The sequence below is a fragment of the Ereboglobus sp. PH5-10 genome, from assembly GCF_029504735.1.
In the GTDB taxonomy this organism is placed as follows: Bacteria; Verrucomicrobiota; Verrucomicrobiia; order Opitutales; family Opitutaceae; genus Ereboglobus.
Window position 1 is genome coordinate 1 of sequence record NZ_JAQFIP010000005.1, and the last position, 21,154, is coordinate 21,154.

Here is a 21,154-nt window from a genome sequence, read left to right on the forward strand (position 1 = left end):
CCGCCCCCCCCCCCCCCCCCCCCCCGCCCCCCCCCCCCCCCCCCCCCCCCCCCCCCCCCCCCCCCCCCCCCCCCCCCCCCCCCCCCCCCCCCCCCCCCCCCCCCAAGTGAAGCCGGTGCCCTGATTTTCGCGCGTGTCGCGATTCGGCGTCAGGCCCGCGAGGAGTTTCGGGTTGTTCCGAGCGGGGCGCAGCCGGAAGGCCGAAGCAGTTTCGCCGAGGAACGAGGCGACCTGCGGAGGTTACTGGAGGCGTTAGCCACGCGAGTGAACGCGCCCGAATCTCCTCGCGCGTGCCGGGATCGCCCTCCGCCAACGCACGATGGCGCACCGCGAAACAAGGCCCGCAAGGAACGCAGGGGCGCGGCGCGTTTTCGTGCCGGTCGGATGCATCCAAAACTTGAATACAAAAATCAGGGCAAACCGGCCACTCGTGCTTCCTCTATTTTGGGTCGCCCGACGCCGATATGCTGCGATGCATGAAAACCCTGAAAAAGACATTGCGCCTTTGCGCAAGGGGAGAGGCGTCCTGCTTACAAAAAACGCATGTGCGTTTCGAGTATGCGCGACCTGTCCTCATTTCTCACGCGCATGTCGCGATGGAGGTGCCGTCGTGCTGAGCCCGAAACCGCAGTTGAATCTTGCCAATGCACTCGGGTATTTTCGCGAGCATCTGGCCGTGGGTGATTACTACATGGACGGTCATGTGGTCGCCGGTGAGTGGCGTGGCATCGCCGCGTCGATGCTCGGCTTGGAAGGCGTTGTCACCGAGGAAAAGTTTCTTGCGATGTGCGAGGGTTTTCATCCCGACATGGGCCAGCGCCTGACGATGCGCCACAATACGACACGCCGCGATGGCGAGCATACCGTGTCGAATCGACGGGTGTTTTATGACTTCACGATCAGTCCGCCAAAGTCGGTTTCAGTGGTCGCGCTGTATCAAGATGCCCGCATTATTGAACTCCACGATCGCGCTACCCGCGTGATGATGGACGAACTCGAAAAGTTCGCCGAGACGCGCGTGCGAAAGGGCGGCGCAAATGGCGAGCGTGTGACCGGCGGAGTCGCCGCCGCGCTGTTCCGTCATGACACGAGCCGCGAGCTCGACCCCCATTTGCACACGCACTGCGTGGTGTTCAACGCGACCTATGATTTCGAGGAGGAAAAATGGAAGGCGCTTCACGCGACGGGCATGTATCGGGCGCAAAAGTTTGCGGAAAATCTCTACTACCACGAACTGGCAAAAGGGCTCCGGCAACTCGGCTATGACATCACTAACACGCCGACTGGATTTGAAATTCAAGGGGTGCCGCAAAGCGTGATCGCCCGGTTTTCCAAACGCCACCAACAGATCGACGCGGAAACGAAACGACGAATCGAAACAGAAGGATTGCGCGGCAATGAAAAGGCGCTGCGCGAACAGGTGGCGCACGACAAGCGACGTCGCAAAATCAAGAACATGCCGGCGGAGCAACTGCGTCCGCGCTGGTCTGCGGAGATGCCTGAATCCGAGCGCACGGCCCTGGCAAATCTGGCACCGGAAAAGCTGACCTCGCAACCGCCGACCCTGCCGTCCCAGAAAACCGACCTGCCCGCATTGGTGACGTGGGCGGATGCGCACTTGTTTGAGCGCCGCTCGGTCGTCGGTGACTACGAGTTGATGTCCGCTGCGCTGGAGCGCGGGCGCGGTGAAAACTTCGGGCTTTCCGACCTGAAACAACAGGTGGAGGAACGCGATTACATTCGCGATGCGCAGTCGCGCAAGTTGACCTCGCGGGAGGCGCTGACCTGCGAACTGTCGCTCGTCATCGCCGCGCAAGGCGGGATGCGAAAACACGCCGCGTTTAACACAACGCATCAGGCCGCGCCGTCGCTGTCGGCGGAGCAGCGCACGGCGGTGACCCGCATTTTGCACAGCCGCGACTTCATCACGGTGTTTCAAGGCGGCGCGGGCACGGGCAAGAGTTTCGCGCTGCGCGAGGTCGTGCGCGGACTGGAGGCGGCACAGCACCCGGTGTTCATTGTCACCCCGCAACACCAGCAGGCGGCGGATTTGCGCCGCGATGGGTTGAAGGCAAACACGCTTGCGCGGTTGCTCGTCGGCGGGGCGGACGCGCATTTGAGGCGCGGCGCAGTCGTTATCGTCGATGAGGCCGGGCAAGTCGGCGGGCGCGACATGCGCGCGTTGATCGACCGGGTGCAGGCGTGCGGCGGCCGGTTGATTTTATCGGGTGACACACGGCAGCAAGGCGCGGTCGCGGCGTCAGATGCATTGCGGGCAATCGAGCTGCACACGAATTTGCAAACAGTGCATCTGTGCTCTATTCGCCGGCAGGACCCGCAAGCCGCGGCGTCGCAGAAGGAAAAAACGTTCATCAAAAAATATCGCCTGGCAGTGAAAGCGGCGTCCGAGGGTCGGCTCACGGACTCGTTCGACAAACTGGACGCGCTCGGTTGTGTGCGCGAACTCGACATCGAGGATCGCATGGCGGAACTTGCTCGCGAGTATTGCAAGGCGTTGGATCGCGGCGAAAAGGTGCTCGCCGTTGCCCAAACATGGGACGAGGTGCGCGGCGCGAACGCGGCGATCCGCGAGCGGTTGAAAAATGAGGGCAAGCTGGGTGCGGGACAACCGATCGAGTCGGTGCAATCACTTGATTTGAGCGAGGCGCAGAAGCGCGATGCCCGGTTTTATGCCGATGATGCGAAAGTGTGGTTTGTGCGCGACTACGGGCGGTTCAAACGCGGTGATTGTTGCGAAGTCGCCGGCGCGGATGAGCGCGGTGTGGCATTGGGAAAAGACGGAAGAACCACGACCGTAAGCTACCGATATGCGGACAGATTTGTGGTGGTGAAGACGCGTCAACAGGAGCTGGCGCGCGGAGATCGGTTGCAGATGAAATTTAATGGGGACTCAATCGAAGGAACGCCGATACGGAACGGCGAACTGGTGACGATATGTCGTGTGTTAAACAACAAAAACATCCGTGTTCGAGACGACGCGGGCACGATAAAAACACTCTCGCCAACGCAGAAAATGTTCGTGCCCGGCTACGCCGTCACCTCATACGCATCGCAGGGAAAAACCGTCGATACCGTGCTCGTTTCGCACGACGCCGAACAATCACCGATCAACCGACAGCAATGGTATGTGGGCATATCGCGGGCGCGGCGAAAAGTCGTCGTGTTCACTGGCGACAAGGAGGCGTTGCGCATGAACGTCGAACGCGAATCCGACCGCGAACTAGCACTGTCGATCAAGCCGGATGAGGCGACCGCTGCGCGTTTGCGCGAAAGACTCATGGAGGAGCATCAGCACCGGTTGTCGCTGCAAGCGCAGCGCCGACTGAGCGAATCAGCCCGGCAATGGGTGCCGCCGCCCCGTCCACAACGACAACAGCAACATCAACATCAACAATCAGCAAACCGAGGAATACGAATATGAGCCTGAGAGAACAAATCGAACAACGCCGCATGGCGCAATCCGCGAACGGCAGCACTGTTTCCGCAAAACCTGAGAAATCGGAAACACAGCAATCAGAGGGCGCGACATTTTTGCGGCTCGTGAAACTGAGCAAACAATGTTGGGTGCTCCCGTGGGGGAGTTTTCACGGCGCGGGTTTCACGCCAGCGGATGCGGCTGGTAACGACGCATCAAAATATGACCGCCTGCATCTGGTCTTCTCGCGCCATGAAGTCGCCGTGCGAGGCTACAATCTTGTCGGTGTCGTTAACGCCGTTGAGATGACTTCCCTCCGGGAACTTTGCGAGACGACGGAAAAATACACTGATGCGACGACGCCCGTGATTCTGGCTGTGGAGATCAATGTGAAGATTCAATGAAACAACGCAAATGGGCTGTTCGTCCCTGAAAATGAGCCAAATATCCAAGCCGAGGATCATGATTTGGGGCATCATGGGTTGATTTATGTTGGGTCATTTTATCCTCGCTGTCGTGAGCCTCGGTTGCGCACTTGCCGTGCATCACATCGGCATGTCGCCAAGCGCGGCATGGGCAATGTCGGCGGTGTTTGGCGCGTTCGCAATCTGGCAAGTGGCGTGTGGCGTGAGCGCTTGGCCTGGACGGTCGCGCGCGAAACCGATTTTGACGTTGGGAGGGTTTTCATGGTCGCAGAATGACTTTTGTCGCGGATGGCTTGTCACCGGCGAAACCGGAAGCGGAAAAACGCTTTCGGGAATCAATGCGATGCTCTGGCAAGTCTCGCAGAATTGCCCACACTGGGGTGGCATCTGCATCGACGACAAGGGGCTTTATTGGGAAACACTTTCGACGATGTTTCGACACCTCGGACGCGAGGAGGATTTGATTTTGCTGCAAGTGCGACCCGACGGCGCGCCCGCCGATTGGGAGCCGCCGCACACGTTTAATTATTTGGAGGATGCGCGCATGCCCTATTCCGCAAAAGCGAAGGATGTATGCGATGTGGCGTCCTCGCTTGGACAGGATGGCGACCAGTCGTTTTTCAAGACGCAGGCGGAAATCCAGATGGGTTTTGCGTTTCAAGCGCTGGCGTGCGCCGGCATGGACGTCACTCTCAACAACGCTTACGATTTGCTTTCATCGGATGATGAAATGCAGGACATCATCGACATGCTGGATGACAGAAACACGCCGGAGTCGCGCGAGTTGATGGATCATTATCACACGCAAATCGCCAGCCAACCGAAAGAGCAGTTGGGCGGTGTGCGCGGAACCCTCGCGAATCGGCTAAAGCACTTTACGCCGCCAGACATCGCAAAAGTGTTTTGCCCAAAGAAATCAACGTTTTCGTTTTCGGACATCGACCGGGGGAAGGTGATTTGTATTTCGATTCCGCAGCGTTTCAAAACGGAGCGGAGATATATTCACACGCTGCTCAAGCTCGCGTTTTATTCACATGTGCTGCTGCGCTTTGATCGTCCTTCAAAGGCGCGCGCGGGCGACAATTTACTCATCTTGTGGGCGGATGAGGCGCAGAAAATTGTCACGGCGAATCACGACGGCACGAGCGATTACAACGTCGTGGACGTGATGCGCGAGGCAAAGGCGACGGTTGTGGCGGCGACACAATCCTACACGTCGCTCATCCCGCCGATTGGCGACGAAAAGAAGGCGAAGGTGTTTATCGCGAACATGGCGAACCGCATCATGTTCAAGGCAGCCGATGAGGAGTCGGCAAAAATCGCCGCCGACACGCTTGGCAAAAAGAAATATAGGAAACGCACGTATGGCTATTCGGCAGGCAAACGAACCACGTCCTTTTCCGAAGAGGAAAAGTATTACATCGAACCGCATGAGTTCCGGAGATTGAGGAAGTTTCAGGCGGTCGTGCAGCACTGCGAGATGGGGTTTCGACGTGTGACACTTCCGCCGCGCGAAGCCGATGGGCGTGTGAGTGGGTGGTTCCGATGAGGAGACTTTCGAATGACTATTAATCTGAAAAACGACAGGGGATGGTTTCAGAAACGCCGCGAACAACTTCGCAATCTCGGCGCGCATTTGCACAAACACATCAAGGGGCAATCGCATGTCATCGGACGTGTTGAATCGGTGCTGAGGCGCGGCGAACTCGGCCTCGCGCATCCGGGGCGCCCAAAAGGTTCGTTTCTGTTTGTCGGGCCAACGGGCGTCGGGAAAACAGAAATCACAAATGCGTTTACAGATTATCTTTTTGGTGGGGCGAAACCCATTCGCTTCGACATGTCGGAATATCAAAATCAATCGTCCGTCGAAAAACTGATCGGCGAGAAGGTTGGCGACATTGGCTTGCTCGGACGTGCACTGACGAAAACGGACAGCGGCACTTTGCTCTTTGACGAAGTGGAAAAGGCTCATCCACTGGTGCTCGATCTGTTCCTGCAAATCCTCGATGACGCGAGCATAACGCTCGCGACAGGTGAGCGGAAAAACCTCTCGCGCTTCTATGTTGTGTTCACCTCAAACATCGGCGCGTCGGAAGCGATGCGGATGCAGTCTGCACCTTTCGCGAGTATCGAACGCACTGTGATGGCGCGTGTCGGCCAGCAACTCCGCCCCGAGCTGGTCGGACGCATGACGGAGAAAGTCGTGTTCGCCCGCCTGGGTTTCGATATTCAGCGCGAAATTTGCGAAGCGATGATTGCGGGTGAGCTGGCGCGCTTGAAAAAGCTCGGGCACGAGTTGGTGATCACGCCGGATGATATCGAGGCGATTTTACGCGATGGCGTTCACAAAACTCTCGGTGCGCGTCCTATGCGTGGAGCTGTTGAGCGATTTTTGCAGAATCTAGTTATTTCTTCGGTATTAAATATATCTGCCTAACATAGGCAGACGCACCTTAAGTTTAAGATTCGGACATTCGAATGTCACAGCATAGCGACTTCGTCGCGGGAGAATTACAGCGCGCCCACCGTCGTTGCTGACGGTGGGCGCGCGAGTGATTTATTACGATGAACCCAATTACTTGCGAACACGACGTATTGCGACAAGCAGTGCGAGTGAAAGTAGATGCCACCAACTGGGCGCACCACCGCCACCACCACCGCTGTCGCCGCCGGTGGAGCCGGTGCCGCTACCTATCGTTGTGCCCGTGGTTACGGGCAGCGTGGCGACTTGCGCGGTGCTGATGTCGGCGGCAGTGAAGGTGATTTCGCGAACGACTGCGTTGCCGGTGTCGGCCACGATGAGCGTGCCTTCTGGCGAGAGGGTGACGGCTTGCGGTGCGTTAAAGAGCGCGGTCGCGGCGGAACCGTCACGGAGTCCGGAGACGCCGGGTGTGCCAGCGAGGGTGACAATCTCTCCGTCGGCGACGAGGACCCGGATGGTGTGGTTTCCTGTGTCGGCGAAGTAGATGTTGCCAGCGGCGTCGGCGGTGAGACCGCGCGGGTTGTTTAGGAGCGCGTCGGGCGCGTCGCCATCAGCGGAGCCGGAAATGTTGGGCGTGCCTGCGTAGTGCAGGAAGGTGCCAAGCGAGTCCGGCGTGCGGAGTGTGTGGTTGCCGGTGTCAGCCACAAAGAGGTGTCCGTCGCTGTCGATAGCCACGCCATCGGGGGCGTTGAAGGTCGCGACTGTGCCGATGCCTACTGTGTTACCCGCCGTGCCGGTGACGCCGGCGAGGAGGGTTACGGTGCCGGCGGTGTCCACGGTGCTGATGGTGTGGTTGGTGGAGTCGGCAACGTAGAGCGTGCCAGTGGTGTCGATGGCGAGGGCGGCGGGTTTGCCAAGGCCGGTGGCGTAAGTGGTGACTTGCGCGTCGGAGGTGATTTTCCGGATGACACTGTTGTCCTTGTCGGCGACGAGGAGTTCGCCGGCGGCGTTGAAGACGATTGTCGTGGGCGCGTTGAAGCGCGCGTCGGTGCCGGTGGCGTCGATGTAATCGCCGGAGGCGGCCGCGCCTGCAAAGACGGACATGCTGCCGGAGGTGTCGATGCGACGGATCATGTTGGCGGACGCGTCGGAAACGTAGAGCATGCCGGCGCCGTCAAAGGCGAGCCCGGTGGGGCCCGCGAAAATGGCCTCGGAGAGGACAAGTTTGATGGCTTCGCTGTAAGTGGTGCCGTTTTCGTTTACCGCGCGGTAGCGGTAGAGGTAGCCGTTCATGCCGGGGTTGACGCGGGCGATTTTCAACGTGGCAGTGAGGACGCCGGAGTAGTTGGAGTTGGTTGGCGAGAGGTCGCTCCAAGTTTTGCCACCATCGGTGGAGACTTGCCAGAGGAAGGTGGGGGCGGGAGATCCAGTCGCGGTGGCTGTGAGTGTAAAGGCACGGCCAACGGCGACGACTTGCTCTGGCGGGTAGTTGTTTGTGACGGTGGGTGCGGCTTGCGGGAGTTCCACCCATACGGCGAAGATTGTGTGATTGTGAGACTTCGCCACGAGTGTCGTCTGGGTAACTTCGGTGCCGCCGTCGAGTTCAGTGAACCAGCCGGCGAATGTGTAACCGGGTTTCACCGGCACAGGCAGGGCGCCGTAGGGCAACTCGAAGGTGACGTTTTTCGTTTCAGGCGCCGTGTTTTCATCTGTATAGAAAGCGACTTGGACAACGACAAACGGATTCGCGGCTTGTGTGATTTGAATGTTGGCTGGGCTGCCGGTGGCCCCGTCGCTGGTGATGCGGAGTGTGGTTGAACGTTCGATGCCAGTGCCGTGAGGGTTGAGATCGTATTCAACGGTGACATAGCCGAGGTTGGTGCCGCTGGTGGCGGTGGTGATGCGCGCCCAGTCGGGTGCGTTGGTGAGCGCGGCCTGCCAGTCGAGCGAGGAGCCGGCTTCGCCGGTGTTGGTGATGGAGAAGGAGACCGTGCCGGCGTCGCGGGTGACGGCTTGTGCTGTGTCGGGCGAGACCGAGAGCGCGGGGCGTGGGCCGGTGTTGGCGGTAAGCGTGGTGACGGTCGAAAAGACGTCGCCGCCGACGCCGTTGTTGAGTTTCACGCGGTATTGCTTGCCGGTGTCAACGAAGGTGAGGCCGGTGAGCGCAAGAATGGCGGTGGTTTCACCGGAAATGTCGTTCCATGTGGATCCGCTATCGGTGGAGATCTGCCATTGCAATGAGGGCGCGGGGTTGCCGGTAACGGTGACGGTAAGTTCGATGTCGCTGACGAAGGCGGTGGTGTTGGCGGGAAGATCGCCGTCCTCCGCGAAGCCGGGCGCGGCGACGATGGTGAGCGTGGCGGAGAGAGGGGTGCGCTGGTAGGCGGCTCCCTTGACGTAAACGGTGTAAACTGCGCCGTCATCGGCGGCGGTGAGCGCGGGCGTGGTGTAGGTGGCCTCGGTGGCTGCAGCGATGGGTTCGCCATTCTTTTTCCATGCGTAGGTAAAGGGACCAGTGCCGGCGGGCGTGACGGTGAAGGTGGCGGTTTCGCCGACTTGCGCGGATTGGTCGCCAGCGTCGGCGGCCCATGCGAGCACGGGTGGGGCTTCTCCGCTGGGGTCAACGATGTTGATCCAGATGGCCTGACCGCCGGTGTCAGGATCGGTGCCGGTTTCGAGCGTGGTGTTGACGCCGGAACCAAGAGCGTTGAGCGCGGGGTTCGGGAATGTGCCGGAAATGGTGGTGGCGGTGGCGATTTTATAGCGGCCGGGAACGGCGGTGCCCGCGGCGTCGGTGCCGCCGATGGCTAGATTGAGGATGGCGGCACTGCCTATGGTCAGCGCGCCGGAAACTTGGAATGAGCCATGCGAGCCGTCCTCGAAGAAATTGGCGTTGAGGTTGGACGAAGAGGAGATGGTGCCAGCGCCGTTGAGGGTGAGCGTGCCGCCAGCGGTTGACCCGCCCGGGGCGACAACCCCGGAACCGTTGACAAGGAGGTCTCCATTGATGACACCGGTGCCGCGAAGCGTGCTGAGACGCCCGTTGATGGTGCGGATGCTGCCGTTATGAGTGCCGTTGAGGATGAATGTGCCGTAATTGAGGTTGGTATAGGCGGTCACATTGTCGTATTGTATGACACCGGTTTCGGTGAGGGTGATGACGCCGGTGGCTCCGTCGGCGATGCGGAGAGCCTCCTTTCCTCCGGCGTGCGTGGCATGAAGCGTGCCGGAGATGACAGAGCTCTGGTTGATGTAAGCCTGATAGCCGCCGCCCCAAGTGACGAGAGAGTCCTTCTCGGTATTGAGCGTGTTAAAATTCTGTTCCCTAATTGTGCCGGCGTCGAGCTCTGCACCGGTTTTTACGGTGACTTTCGCGCCCCAAAAAGCAGACGCTCGTGGAGAATAAAAACCGTGGGTGGCGGTGACGGTAACACGGGTGTGGTCATTGAGAATGAGTGTCCACGGCTGGTCACTATTGTTGTTGTTGCGACTAAAGAAGCATGCGCCATCGATTTCGAGATTGAGCCACGCGCCGCCGGTGCTGGAAAGAGTGAGCGTGCTGGAGCCGGTTAGTGCGGCGCTGGCGGCAAATCCGCCGATTTTGTGCGAAACATCAGTGGGGCCGGAGTTTTCGAGGAGAATGTCGATGTCCGGTGTTCCGGGAAGTGCGCTGTTAATGCCAACCCGTTCGCCGGAGCCGGGGACAACGCCGCCGCTCCAGTTGGACGGAAGATTATAGTCGTTGCTGTCGGTATTGCCGAGCCAGGTGACGGTGGTATTCCGGGTGGCGCTATCGTAGGGAGGGACGGTGGCTGGCGTGCGGGTGTAAGTTTCACCGGAATTGAATCCGCCCGGAATGGGATTGCCTCCAGTGTCGGTGATGGTTGCGGAGTCCGAAACTTTCAGGCCGATTGTGCCGGCGCTTTCGAGTGTAAGGCCGGAAACCGTAACGTAGAGGGCGTTCGGATTGTCGGCATCAGTGCGGACACCGGTGACGGCGGCACCTGTGATGCCGACCCCAGAAAGTGCCTCAAAATCGGCGGCATCTGCATCGGTGAATGCTTCCGAGAAGGTAACTTTGAAGACAACCGCCGCGGAGGTGGTGCTCTCGGTAGCGGGACTGTGGCGGGTGATGGAGGAGACAGTCGCAGCATTGGTGGTGGCGGCAAGTGAGAGGATCGCACCGCCGGTGGCAACGAGCGCAGCGAGGCGTTTGAGCCAGTTTCGAGGGGAGTTTGTTTTAGTCATGGTGTAGCGTGTTGGTTGAAATGTTTGGTGGGTGCTCGTGGGTTTCAGTCTTTCGTCGGAAGATAAGTTCATGATTTGCATCGGAGGCGCAGCGCGACGAGCGACGCGAGCAAGAGCGTGTGCCACAGACTGGGTGCACCGCCGCCTCCACCGCCGCCGGCGTTGCTGTTGTCGCCGGGGTCGGGATTTGGCGCGGTGGTGCCGCCGGTCGTGGCGGTTACAGTGAGTGCGGCGGCTTTGCTTTGCGCTGAACCCATCGGGTTTGTGGCGAAGGCGTGATAGCTGCCGGTGTCGGCGGTTTGCGCCGAAGTGAAGACAAGGGTGGCGTTAGTCGCGCTCGCGACTGCCGTATTATTTTTATACCACTGATAATCGGGAGTTGGTGCGCCGGAGGCTTCGGCCTTGAGCGTGATGCTGGTTCCGGCGGTCACAGTTTGGGCAACGGGTGATGTCGTGATGACGGGGCAGACTTGCAGGACACGCACAATGTCACTGCCGGTGTCGAGCACGTAGATTTCACCGGTGCCGTCGATGACGATTCCAGCGGGTGCGGTGAGCGTGCTTTGTGTGCCGATGCCGTCTTGCGAACCATCTGTTCCCGCGGTTCCGGCAACCGTGGTGACGATGTTTGTGACAGCGTCGATTTTGCGGATGATGTGATTGCCGGTGTCGGCAATGTAAAGGTTGCCCGTGGTGTCGAGCACGAGGGCTTGCGGTGTGTTGAAACGCGCGGCGGCTGCGGGGCCGTCTGCGGAGCCAGTGTCGCCGGCAAGTCCGGCGATTGTTTCGACGAGTGCGCCGGCGAGTGTGATACGACGGATGACGCTGTTACCGGTGTCGGCGATGTAGAGCGCGGTGGCATCGGCGTTCAATGCAAGCCCCATCGGCATGTTCAAGCCGGCGGATGTGTTTGCGATGATGGTGGCAGCGCCGGTGGAAACGACGATTTTGCGGACTGTGTTGCTGCCGGTGTCGGCAACGTAGAGATTGTCCGCCGCGTCGAGCGCAAGTCCGTGCGGGGCGTCGAGTGTCGCGCCCGCGCCAGTGAGTGCGAGCGTGCCGACTGCGCCAGTGGCAATGCCGATTTTTTTGATGGCGTTGCCGCCGGTGTCGGCGACGTAGAGTGTCGTGCCAGCCGCGTCGATGACGATGGAAGCGGGGGCATTGAAGCCTGTTGCGAAGGTGGTGACTGCACCGTTCGCTGAGATTTTGCGGATGCTGTTGTTGCCAGTGTCAGCGATGTAGAGATTGCCGGCGGCATCGGCTGCGGCGGCGCTTGGCATGTCGAAGCCGGCCTCCGCGCCCACGAGCGTGGTGAGCGCGGTCTTGGGATCGATGGTGAGCGTGAGTTGGAAGGTCGTCGAGCCCGCGGCATTGGTAACGGTGAGCGTGACGTTAAACGTGCCCGTCGTGGACGGCGTGCCGCTGATCTTGCCGGTGTTTGTGTTGATGGAAAGTCCGCCGGGGAGGCCGGTGGCCGTGTAGGATGTGATCGAGCCGCCACTCGCATTTATTGTCAGCGAGAATGCCGTTCCTATCATGCCGGAGGTGTGGCTGCCATTGGTGATGGCGGGTTTCCCGATGACTGTGATGACAAGGGTCTTCGTGTCGGTGCCCCCGGCATTGGTTGCGGAAATTTCAATATTGGCCGTGCCTGCGACGGTCGGTGTGCCAGTGATTTTGTTTCCGCTAATGCTTAGCCCCGATGGCAGGTTGGACGCTGCGAAGCTCACAGGCGAATTTGTCGCCGCGATAGTGTAGCTGAATGACTGGCCCACTATGGCGCTTGCGGAAAGCGGACTCGAAATGATTGGCGCGGGCGGTGTTGGTGGCGCTTCGGAGAGTGCCAGCTTCAGCGTGTTGCCATCCGTTGTGACTGTGGCGATTAGTTCCGTGGCGGCGGTTTCGACAAATATAAACTCGGCGGTGTTGGTTATGCCGCCCGTGGCTTTTAATATAGTATAAGTTCCGGTTGCCAGAGGCGTGGCGCTGGCGGACTCGATGGTGATAGTGCCGGAGAGCGTGATGGAGCCGTTGATTGCAAGGCCGCCACCGGTTTCCGGTAACCGCAAGATCGCTTCGTTTCCGGCCTGCACGTTTCCGCCAATCGTGCCGGTACCGGCGAGCATCGCGCCTGCATTCACGGTTGCGGTGGTCGCGCCAAGTGCGCCGTTGATGACGAGTGTGCCCGCGTCGATGTTCGTCGCGCCCGTGTAGGTGCTGACACCGGTGAGCGTGAGCGTGCCTTCGCCGACTTTGGTGAGCGCGCTCGGGCCGGTGAGATTTTCGATGGAACCAGCGTAGATTGTGTCGATGCCCTTTGCACCGACCCGCCATGTTGTGATTTTTCCAGAGGTTGGGCCGCCTTGTATGCGCGCGGTGGCGGCACCGGAAAGCGCGCCAATTTCGATTGTATAATCATTGCCCGATTGGATGTTTTGCACCATGACTTTCTCGCCAAGGTCAACCGACGCTCTGACGTAGCCGTAATCGTTTGATATGCGAAATTGGTTCTCTGCCGGAGGGCTTGGCTTGGTGACGACATTTATTTGTCCGGAAAACAGAGACCAGTCGCCGCTCATGATTCCGCGCACATAGTCAATCACCACGGTCAGCGTGCCGCTTCCGGTCAATGGGCCGCTCACGCCGCCGCCCGCCATGCGGGGCGGGCACAGCAGCGTGCCGGATTTGCCCTCCGGCACTGTGAGCGTGTTCGGAAATTCACCGAAGGTCGTGCCTTGGCTCCCACTGTAGCCGTGCAACTGCAAGGTGCCGCTGTTGAAAGTGACCGCGCCCCAGCCGATACCGCCATTGTTGCCGGTTCCCGTTTGTATAATACCACCGTTGATTTGCGTGCCGCCGTAATAGGTATTGGTGCTGCTTAATATCAAGCGACTGGCTCCGGTCTTTTGAAGTGTCATCGGACCGCTGAACAGTCCGCTACCTTCGATTGTATAGTCTTTTGTTGTATTAAAAATTATGGAGGCCGGCATGAGGGCGCCGGTTTTGGCAACGGACGGAGAGTTCGAGCCAGTGTCGTCGAAGGTGACGGTGTCGCCATCGGAAAACGTCGCGGGTTGGCTGTCGATGCCGATGAAGTTTTGCGCGGCGCTGTCGAATGCGTTGGCCGCATTTCCGCCGCGCCATATCAAATCGCGTCCCTGTGGCAAGGGCTCGGACGCAGCGGGCATTTCCAAATTGATATAATCATACATGACGTGGTTCTGAGCCGAGCCTGTGGAGCGTTGAACCAGGGTGATTGTGTTCGCGCCGATGCGTAGCGACGATAGCGGAATCGTTACATAAGTGAGACTGTATTTCGCGTGATTGCCGAGGCGGGCGAGCGCGTTTCCACCGCCGCCACCACCCGCCGGATCGGGCGCGACTTCGGCGACGTAGGAGCTTTCCTGATTAACATAAACCCGCACGTTGCCGCGGTCTATGCTGGCGAACGCGAGTGTGAGCGTGGCATTGCCGCTGGTGGGAAGGCTGTCGAGGTTGAAGCGAATGCGCCATTTCCATTGCGACCAGACATCATCGACAAGATATCCCGAATGAACGTAGTTCCAATCAGTGCTCCAATCGCTTTCGCCAACAATATATTCGAGCGGATTCGGAAGCTCCTTGTGAAATTGCTCCCATAAAAACGATTTCCAGTAATCATTGCCGTGGCGGAACTCGTCGATGCGCCGGTTCGGAACGCCAATTTCCCATATAATGCGCTCGCCGGGATGCATGACGTTCCAAGTGACATCGCCAAGATCGTTTGTTTCGCCGGCGGTGACCGTCACTTGTTGCGGGTGAGTATATTCCCCCACTGCGCCGTCGGTGAACACACTGAGTGTATAATTACCGGGGCGGATAGCGGGGATTATAAAGTTTCCGTTTTCATCGGGATGAACCCAAGTCTGGTAGCGTTTCGATTCAAATTGCCAGTTGCCACCCTCGTCGGGCTGGGAGAGGCCGATCCATGTGTTTGTGTCGGCGGCGAGCGCGGGTTTGAGCGAATCGACTATGATAATCTTGCCCTTCACATCGCCGCGTTGGTTCTTTGCTGGATACTCGGCAGTCGCCAGCCACGCGTAGGGCCATGCGGCGATTTCCGCCTGGACTTGCGCCTTGGCGTCGGCCCAGAGCGTGTCGCCCGCGTTTTCGGTTGCGTTGGTGGAATTGCAATAGAGCAAAAACGGGCCGTAGATTTTTGACCATTCCTCACCGGCGGCAACGACGGTTTCGGAGGCGTTGTAGTGATTGCGTCCGAAGTGCAAAATCTGATTCGACTCGGCGGGGGCAAGGTCGTTTTTGATGGGGCCGTCGTTGAGATAATCGTAGCCGCCCAGCACAAACCACGCGCCTTTTTTGTTTACATTGCTGGCATGACCCCAGCAGCCGGCGGTTTGGTATTCGAGCGCGTATTGATATTTGCAGTCGTATTCGCCGGTGCGCTCGCCTGTGGTGAACTTGATTATTTCCGCTATGCTTGTGGACTCGGCTTGAAGAAAATCCGTGCGCGTGCCCCAGAAGCCGTTGCGATTTTCGTCCGCGTAAATGCGCTCGAAAATCCAGTCGGTTGACGTGTAGGGCAGCTTCCAGACCATGCGCCATTCGCCAACGCTCGCGGCTGGATAACTCGCCGGATGCGAAAGTGTCGTGTAACTATACAAGCCGGTGTCCCCACGCCGGAGTACGAAGTGACAGTCGATGTCGAAGGGGTGTTTCTGGCTGGCGTTGTTCGCGTAAACGGCCTTGCAGGATATATCAATCATGTCGGGCGTGTTTACGGTGACGGTGTAAACGCAGTTGGTCGGACTTTCATACATGTCGCCGCCGTCCATGCTGTAGTATAGGTAACCGCCCGCATCGACCATTTCGGTGCCATTGAAGAGGTATGATATGACCCGTGCGTTGGCGGTGTTGATGGTCGCGGTGATGATGCCGTTGGAAAGAATTACGTTGTTTCCCTGCACGCTGAGCGTGACATCCGCGCCCGCGCCGTTTGCACCGCCACCGGGGTCGTTGGCGGCCAATGCGAGCCCCGCGCACAGTGAGGCGACGGCAAAACAGATAGTTTTGAGCAGGGCACACAGGGGCATGGGTATCTTGTTTTTCATGTCTCGGAAAGCCGGTGGGATAAGGTTTCCAAGAATAACAAAAACAGGGTGGTGTGACTATCACCCAGATGGGGGATTTTGAGGCATGGCGCGCGCGAAAGCGCGCGGCGCGGACGGAGGCAGACTTGGCAGTTTGCGCTACGCGGGGCGATGCCGTTTGCGCTGGTCAGGTTTCTTCCGCGCGGAGGGTTTGGACGAACTCGGCGAGGGATATTGCGGTCGTCTTCGCGTCCAGCGGAAAGGCTTCCTTACCTGAATAAACGACCCATTGCTGCGTGGCCTTTATGTCCGCGCAACCGAGGTGGAATCCTTTGCTCACGGTTGGCGCGAGGCCTTTTTTGATTTCCACCGCCCAGCGGCGTCGCTTGGGCAATTCCATCACGAGGTCGATTTCCGCGCCCGACGAGGTTCGGTAGAAATAACAATGCGCGCCCTCAGGCATGGCCGCGATTATGTTTTCGATCACATGGCCTTCCCATGACGCGCCGGCGATTGGATGGCCGAGCAGGTCTTCCTCGGTGTCAATATCGAGCAGGCAATGCAGCAGGCCGGTGTCGCGGAAATAAACTTTCGGGGATTTCACCAGGCGCTTGCCGGCGTTGTGATGCCACGGTTCGAGGCGGCGGACGAGCAGCAGATCGACGAACAAATCAAGATAGGCGGCGACCGTCTTGCCATCAACGCCAAGCGACTGCGCGATGGTGGCGGCGTTGTGCAATCCGCCGTGCCGGTGCGCGAGCATCGTCCAAAAACGGCGCAATGTTTCCGCCGGGATGCGCGGGCCGAGCTGCGGGATGTCGCGCTCAAGATACGTGCGGATGAAATCGCGCCGCCATGACATGCTGGAGGCGTCGGTTTTGGCCGTGAAACTCTCGGGAAAACCTCCGCGCACCCAGAGCGCGGAGGCGTGTTTTTGGCCGACCTCCTCAAGTGTGAGCGGGCTGAGTTCCATGTGGCTGATGCGTCCGGCAAGGGATTCGCTGGATTGCCGCAGGAGGTCGAGCGAGGCGGAGCCGAGCAATAGGAAGCGTCCGGCCTTTCCCTGACGTCGCATGCGGTCGATTCTGCCGCGCAGGGTTTGGAAGAGTCCGGGTTTGCGCTGAATTTCATCGAGAATCACGCACGCGTCCTCGTGTTTCGAAAAATAGAGCTCGGGATCAGCGAGTTTCGCCAGGTCGCTCTCGGTTTCGAGGTCGAGGTAAACCGAGGAGGGCATGGAGTCGGCCACTGTGAGCGCAAGGGTGGTCTTGCCGACCTGGCGCGGGCCAAGCAAGGCGACGGCGGGGCGTTCGGACAGGCGTGTTTGCAGCAATGGGAGGAGTCGGCGGGCGATCATGTTACCTTGCATTTATGGAGTCGCGTTCCAGAAATGCAAGGTTGATTGAGGAGGGAGTGGGCAGTGAACTGACGCTTTTCATGCTTCGCGCGGGCGCTGCTCTCGAATTAAAAACCATCAGGATGCACGCTCTGGCGTGATTGTTCTTAAGCGGTAGCTTAAAAATGATCCTTGAGGACAAAAACTGTTGACACAAGATGCTCATACACAGCACCGCACCAAAAAGAGCCTCTGAACTTTAAGCCATGAGTAGCTTCCACGCATCCACACACACAACAAACGGCACATTCCATTCAGACCGTCCCATAGAATCAGCCGGTCAAGACTTGCTCGGGCGAGAAACCTTTGCACGAGCGATAGCTGATCGCATTGCCGCTTGGCCCGGGACTGAGAGCCTGGTGGTTTCCCTGTATGGCGAATGGGGGGCTGGAAAAAGCTCTGTTAAAAATATGATGCGCGAATCTTTGGCACAACAAGCAGACAAAAAGAAGATTCCTGAGATTATTGAGTTTAATCCATGGCAATTTTCCGGATCAAATCAGCTTTGTTCAGAGTTTTTCAGTGTGATCGCTGAAAAAATAGAATCACTTAGTATTAAATCAAAAGTTAAGAGTAAGTCAGCTGTAAAAAAATCGGCCGAGCGGCTTCGTAAATATGGTAACAAACTGAGTTTTGCTGGCCAGTTGCTAACGGCCGTCGGTTCGGCTGCGTCGCTATTTGTTCCACCAGCAGGCATTGCCATTGCAGGCGCGGGAGCCGCAGCTAATGCAGCCGGTGGACTCGCTCGTGCTGGGCATGAAGAATTAGCCTCAGAGGAAACACTTCATGAAATCAAGAAGCTCCTGCATGAGGATTTCTGTAATCTACCATCAAAAATATTGGTGATAATTGATGACATAGATAGATTAACCAGCGATGAAATATGTTTATTATTTCGCCTAATCAAGGCCAATACAGATTTTCCAAACATTGTCTTTCTTATTCTTGCGCAAAGAAAATATGTGGAAAATGCCTTGGATGAAATTACACATAGTCGAGGTTCAGAATTTTTGGAAAAAATTGTCCAAGCACCGTTTAATATACCAGAACCTGCACCGAATAAGGTCAGCAATATTACGTTTGATAGAATCAAAGCAATCTTTTCAACGCATGCACCTGATACAGATTGGGCAGACGCCTATTGGCTAAAGATTTGGCGAAAATCACTACGCTTGTATTTTACCAATCTAAGGGAGACTTACCGCTATCTTAACGCACTGCTGTTTTCCGCAGATGCCTTCAAAGCTCGTGGTGCGTTTGGAGTGAATCCTTTCGATTTGGTGGCACTTGAAGCCATTCGCATGTTTGAGCCTGGACTTTACGATATTATGCCAAATTACATGTCTGCATTAACGGGACATGGTGCTTATGATTTAATGCATTTATATTTTGACAAGCCAGACAAGCGTAACGAAGAGACACGCGACATCCTTGGCAAGGCTTGCGATGAAAAGACACGGTCTCGCGCCATCAATTTGCTATGCGACATTTTTCCTCCGTTGCAGGGCGCATCCCGTAATTTAGAATGGGGAAGAGAAAAACGCGCAGTGAGCGACATGTTTTTCAATAACTACTTCGCGCTTGCCCTTTCTCCAGGGCAAATATCAGAGACCGACATTGTGGATTTCTTTAGTTTTACAGGCGATTACACATCATTGATTAAGCTTCTAAATAAATGGAGGGTTGATCAAATTATTGACAGCGCACTAAGTCGTATTGATGTCGATACTGAACGCTTAATTAAAACAAACAAACCTGATGTCACATTTCGCGCCCTTCTGGACTGCGGAGAAGAATGGATTAAATCTGAGCAGCCTTCAGCGGACTTAAGCGACCATGCAATTACATGGATTTGTGAAATGCTCAGGGATGATAGTATTAAAAATCGAGATACTCTTGTCCATGACATCATGAAAGCAACCAAGGCGAGCACATTATATGGAAGAATGAAACTCGTGAACACGATTCGAATTGAAAACGGAGAGCGCGGGCCAAGCAACCAGCTTGTATCCGCAGATACTTATGCGAAATTGGAAAAAATTGCAACCCAGACGATCTCAAAACATATTAAAAACAAGGCTCTTATCGGTCATCCGGCATTCACTGATATTTATTGGAATTGGTGGCGTATAGAAAAGGATAAAGCCACTAAATGGGCGGGCGGGCAGGTCAGGAAACCTGAATTTTGCATAATTTTATTAGGTTCGTTCATGTCGAAAACCACCTCTGTATCAAGCAACAGTAAGAAAACAATTCAGAGACACTATTTACGATCTGAATTTATGAAAATGATGGAAAATATTGCTGAAATCGCCCGGTGGGAAAACTCGCTCAGCAAAATTGATGCGACGAAATTAACTTCAATTCAGCGACAAGACCTTGATGCTTTTAACTTAGCGATGCAGCGTAAGAGAGAAGGCAAACCGATAGATTTTCTCGGTGATATATAGCGAAAACATGGCCGGGGCAGCCATGTCACCCGGCCCTCGGCAAAGGCACATCGACAGGATATCCATGCTACTCTCATGGGCTGGCAGCCCGTGCCAATTGGTCTGGGGGCGGCTTCCTTGTATTTCTGGGGTCGGACTCCATAAATGCACGGTTGATTAGAGGTGTGGCAAACTGCCGGTTTTCGATGCCGACCTCTGCCGCAGACCGCATGTTGCGAGAATCAGCATCGGGTCGTCGACTCTTCTGCCTTAGCAGGACATGTGACAAGCAATCGGTTTCGTGCTATCGCTTTGTTAGGCTTATTTTTTTAGTCGGTTATTTTTAGTAATACAAATCCATCAACAGGAAGCACCGTATTCATGCCTGCCCGCATGTGGTTAAATGTGCAGCCAGAGTCATAAATATCATCAAGGAATAAAATCCTTTTGTGGCGTTCCTCTACCAAAACGCGATCCGGAAAATATTTCATAGTGTAATCTGAACCTGCGATTCCTGAATGCCCGGACTTCTCGAATGCATTTTCGATAATGGTTATGTTTCGTTTTTCCGACTTTAGCGCCGCGCAAAATGGGGCTAGTAATTCAGGCTTAGTCGTCGGGGCAACTAACACAATGCTCTGTGAGTCGGCAGGAAAGTGCTGCACAAATTCCTTGCACATGCTTGCCTGCTGTCGGCGATATGCACACTCAATAAAATCTAGGTTGCAAGGTTTGCTTCGAATCGCCTGGAAATAATAGAACGCATCTAGTTTAGGCTTGGACTTACTGAAAGTGCTGAGTTGGTAGATATTCATTTCTGTATCTGCCTAACAATGTTATTAGGCTAAATTGGGCTTGGGGTGTGAGGTGGCGTTCATGCTGAAAATTGTTTGCTTATCATCATGAATGGTCAATGGCGGAAATTTTTTGGTTTGGTTTTCGGTGTGCGGAACACGGGCTGGCAGCCCGTGCCACTTTGCTTGAATACGGCGAGGCTTCGCCTCGTCCGGCAGCGGTACGCAGCCGCTCCGGCGCACGCATGATTTCGTTCACGCTCCAGTTTCCCTCACTCCCCCTGAAGAAATTTCACCACGGCTTCGGTGCGGGTGTGGACGCGGAGTTTTTCGTAGATGTTCTTCAAGTGCGTGTGCACGGTGTCGAAGCTGATGGAGCATTCGCGCGCGATGTCTTTCGTCGTGTGCCCTTTTGCCAGCAGTTGCAGTATTTCGGTTTCACGCGGTGTGAGCCTTGATTTTGCCGGGGCTTCCTTTTCGATGGGCTGTGGCATTCGGAATGACTGCATGACCTTGCGCGCGATTTCTCCCGTCATCGGCACCTCGCCTTTCATGAGGTTGCGGATTGCGGTGACGATTTCCTCGTAGGTGGAACGCTTGAGCAAATAGCCGTTGGCCCCGGCTTTGAGCGCTTGGAAAATATCCTCGGTGTTTTCGTAGATGGTGAAGATCATCACCTCCGTGCTCGGGATGATGCGTTTGAGTTTTTCGGTGGCCTGGATGCCGGAGCCGTCGGGTAGATTGATGTCCATGATGACGACGTCGGGCTTGAGGGGCGGAATCGTTTCGAGCGCGCTGGTCATGTTGCGGCAGCAGCACACGAGTTTGAAATCGGGGGTGTCGTTTACGATTTCGACGATTTCGTCGGCGAGATCGGCGTCGTCTTCAACGATTGCTATTGAGATGGGAGGCAT

The 21,154-nt window shown here is 56.8% G+C and carries 10 protein-coding genes; 5 read left to right on the forward strand and 5 right to left on the reverse strand.

The genetic code is table 11. The features are described 5' to 3' along the window. Nucleotides 1-397: 397 nt before the first annotated feature. From mobF to M2447_RS05490, 4 genes are all read left to right on the forward strand, one after another. On the forward strand, nt 398-3,442 hold the full coding sequence (gene mobF / locus M2447_RS05475) for a MobF family relaxase (protein WP_277557733.1): 3,045 nt from the start codon (nt 398-400) through the stop codon (nt 3,440-3,442). Next, a complete protein-coding gene (locus tag M2447_RS05480; protein WP_277557734.1) occupies nt 3,439-3,840 on the forward strand; it encodes a hypothetical protein in 402 nt (133 codons plus the stop codon). Before mobF ends, M2447_RS05480 begins: the two co-directional genes overlap by 4 nt. Before the next feature lie 175 nt (nt 3,841-4,015). Further along, nucleotides 4,016-5,410 (forward strand): type IV secretory system conjugative DNA transfer family protein, encoded by a 1,395-nt coding sequence (locus tag M2447_RS05485; RefSeq protein WP_277557896.1) that lies wholly within the window; start codon nt 4,016-4,018, stop codon nt 5,408-5,410. A gap of 12 nt (nt 5,411-5,422) precedes the next feature. Beyond that, the gene (locus tag M2447_RS05490) at nt 5,423-6,298 is read left to right on the forward strand and encodes an AAA family ATPase (RefSeq protein WP_277557735.1); all 876 of its coding nucleotides are present in this window, start codon (nt 5,423-5,425) and stop codon (nt 6,296-6,298) included. 138 nt (nt 6,299-6,436) lie between these two features. Here the strand turns inward: M2447_RS05490 and M2447_RS05495 are convergent, their stop codons facing one another. The 3 genes from M2447_RS05495 to M2447_RS05505 form a co-directional block, all read right to left on the reverse strand. Further along, entirely contained in the window at nt 6,437-10,603 is a 4,167-nt protein-coding gene (locus M2447_RS05495) for an SMP-30/gluconolactonase/LRE family protein (protein ID WP_277557736.1), read from the reverse strand. Beyond that, complete coding sequence (locus M2447_RS05500; RefSeq protein WP_277557737.1) at nt 10,600-15,642, reverse strand: polysaccharide lyase family protein; 5,043 nt, start codon at nt 15,640-15,642, stop codon at nt 10,600-10,602. The genes M2447_RS05495 and M2447_RS05500 overlap by 4 nt, the downstream gene beginning before the upstream one ends. A 166-nt stretch (nt 15,643-15,808) precedes the next feature. Then, complete coding sequence (locus M2447_RS05505) at nt 15,809-16,978, reverse strand: ATP-binding protein (protein ID WP_277557738.1); 1,170 nt, start codon at nt 16,976-16,978, stop codon at nt 15,809-15,811. 245 nt (nt 16,979-17,223) lie between these two features. On the opposite strand from M2447_RS05505, the gene M2447_RS05510 reads away from it, so the two are divergent. Further along, a complete protein-coding gene (locus M2447_RS05510; protein ID WP_277557739.1) occupies nt 17,224-19,467 on the forward strand; it encodes a P-loop NTPase fold protein in 2,244 nt (747 codons plus the stop codon). Nucleotides 19,468-19,775: 308 nt separating this feature from the next. Here the strand turns inward: M2447_RS05510 and M2447_RS05515 are convergent, their stop codons facing one another. Next, nucleotides 19,776-20,261 carry a hypothetical protein gene (locus tag M2447_RS05515; RefSeq protein WP_277557740.1) on the reverse strand — a complete coding sequence of 162 codons (486 nt, stop codon included), beginning with the start codon at nt 20,259-20,261 and terminating at the stop codon, nt 19,776-19,778. A gap of 251 nt (nt 20,262-20,512) precedes the next feature. Further along, nucleotides 20,513-21,154, reverse strand: a complete 642-nt coding sequence (locus M2447_RS05520) for a response regulator transcription factor (RefSeq protein WP_277557741.1) — start codon at nt 21,152-21,154, stop codon at nt 20,513-20,515.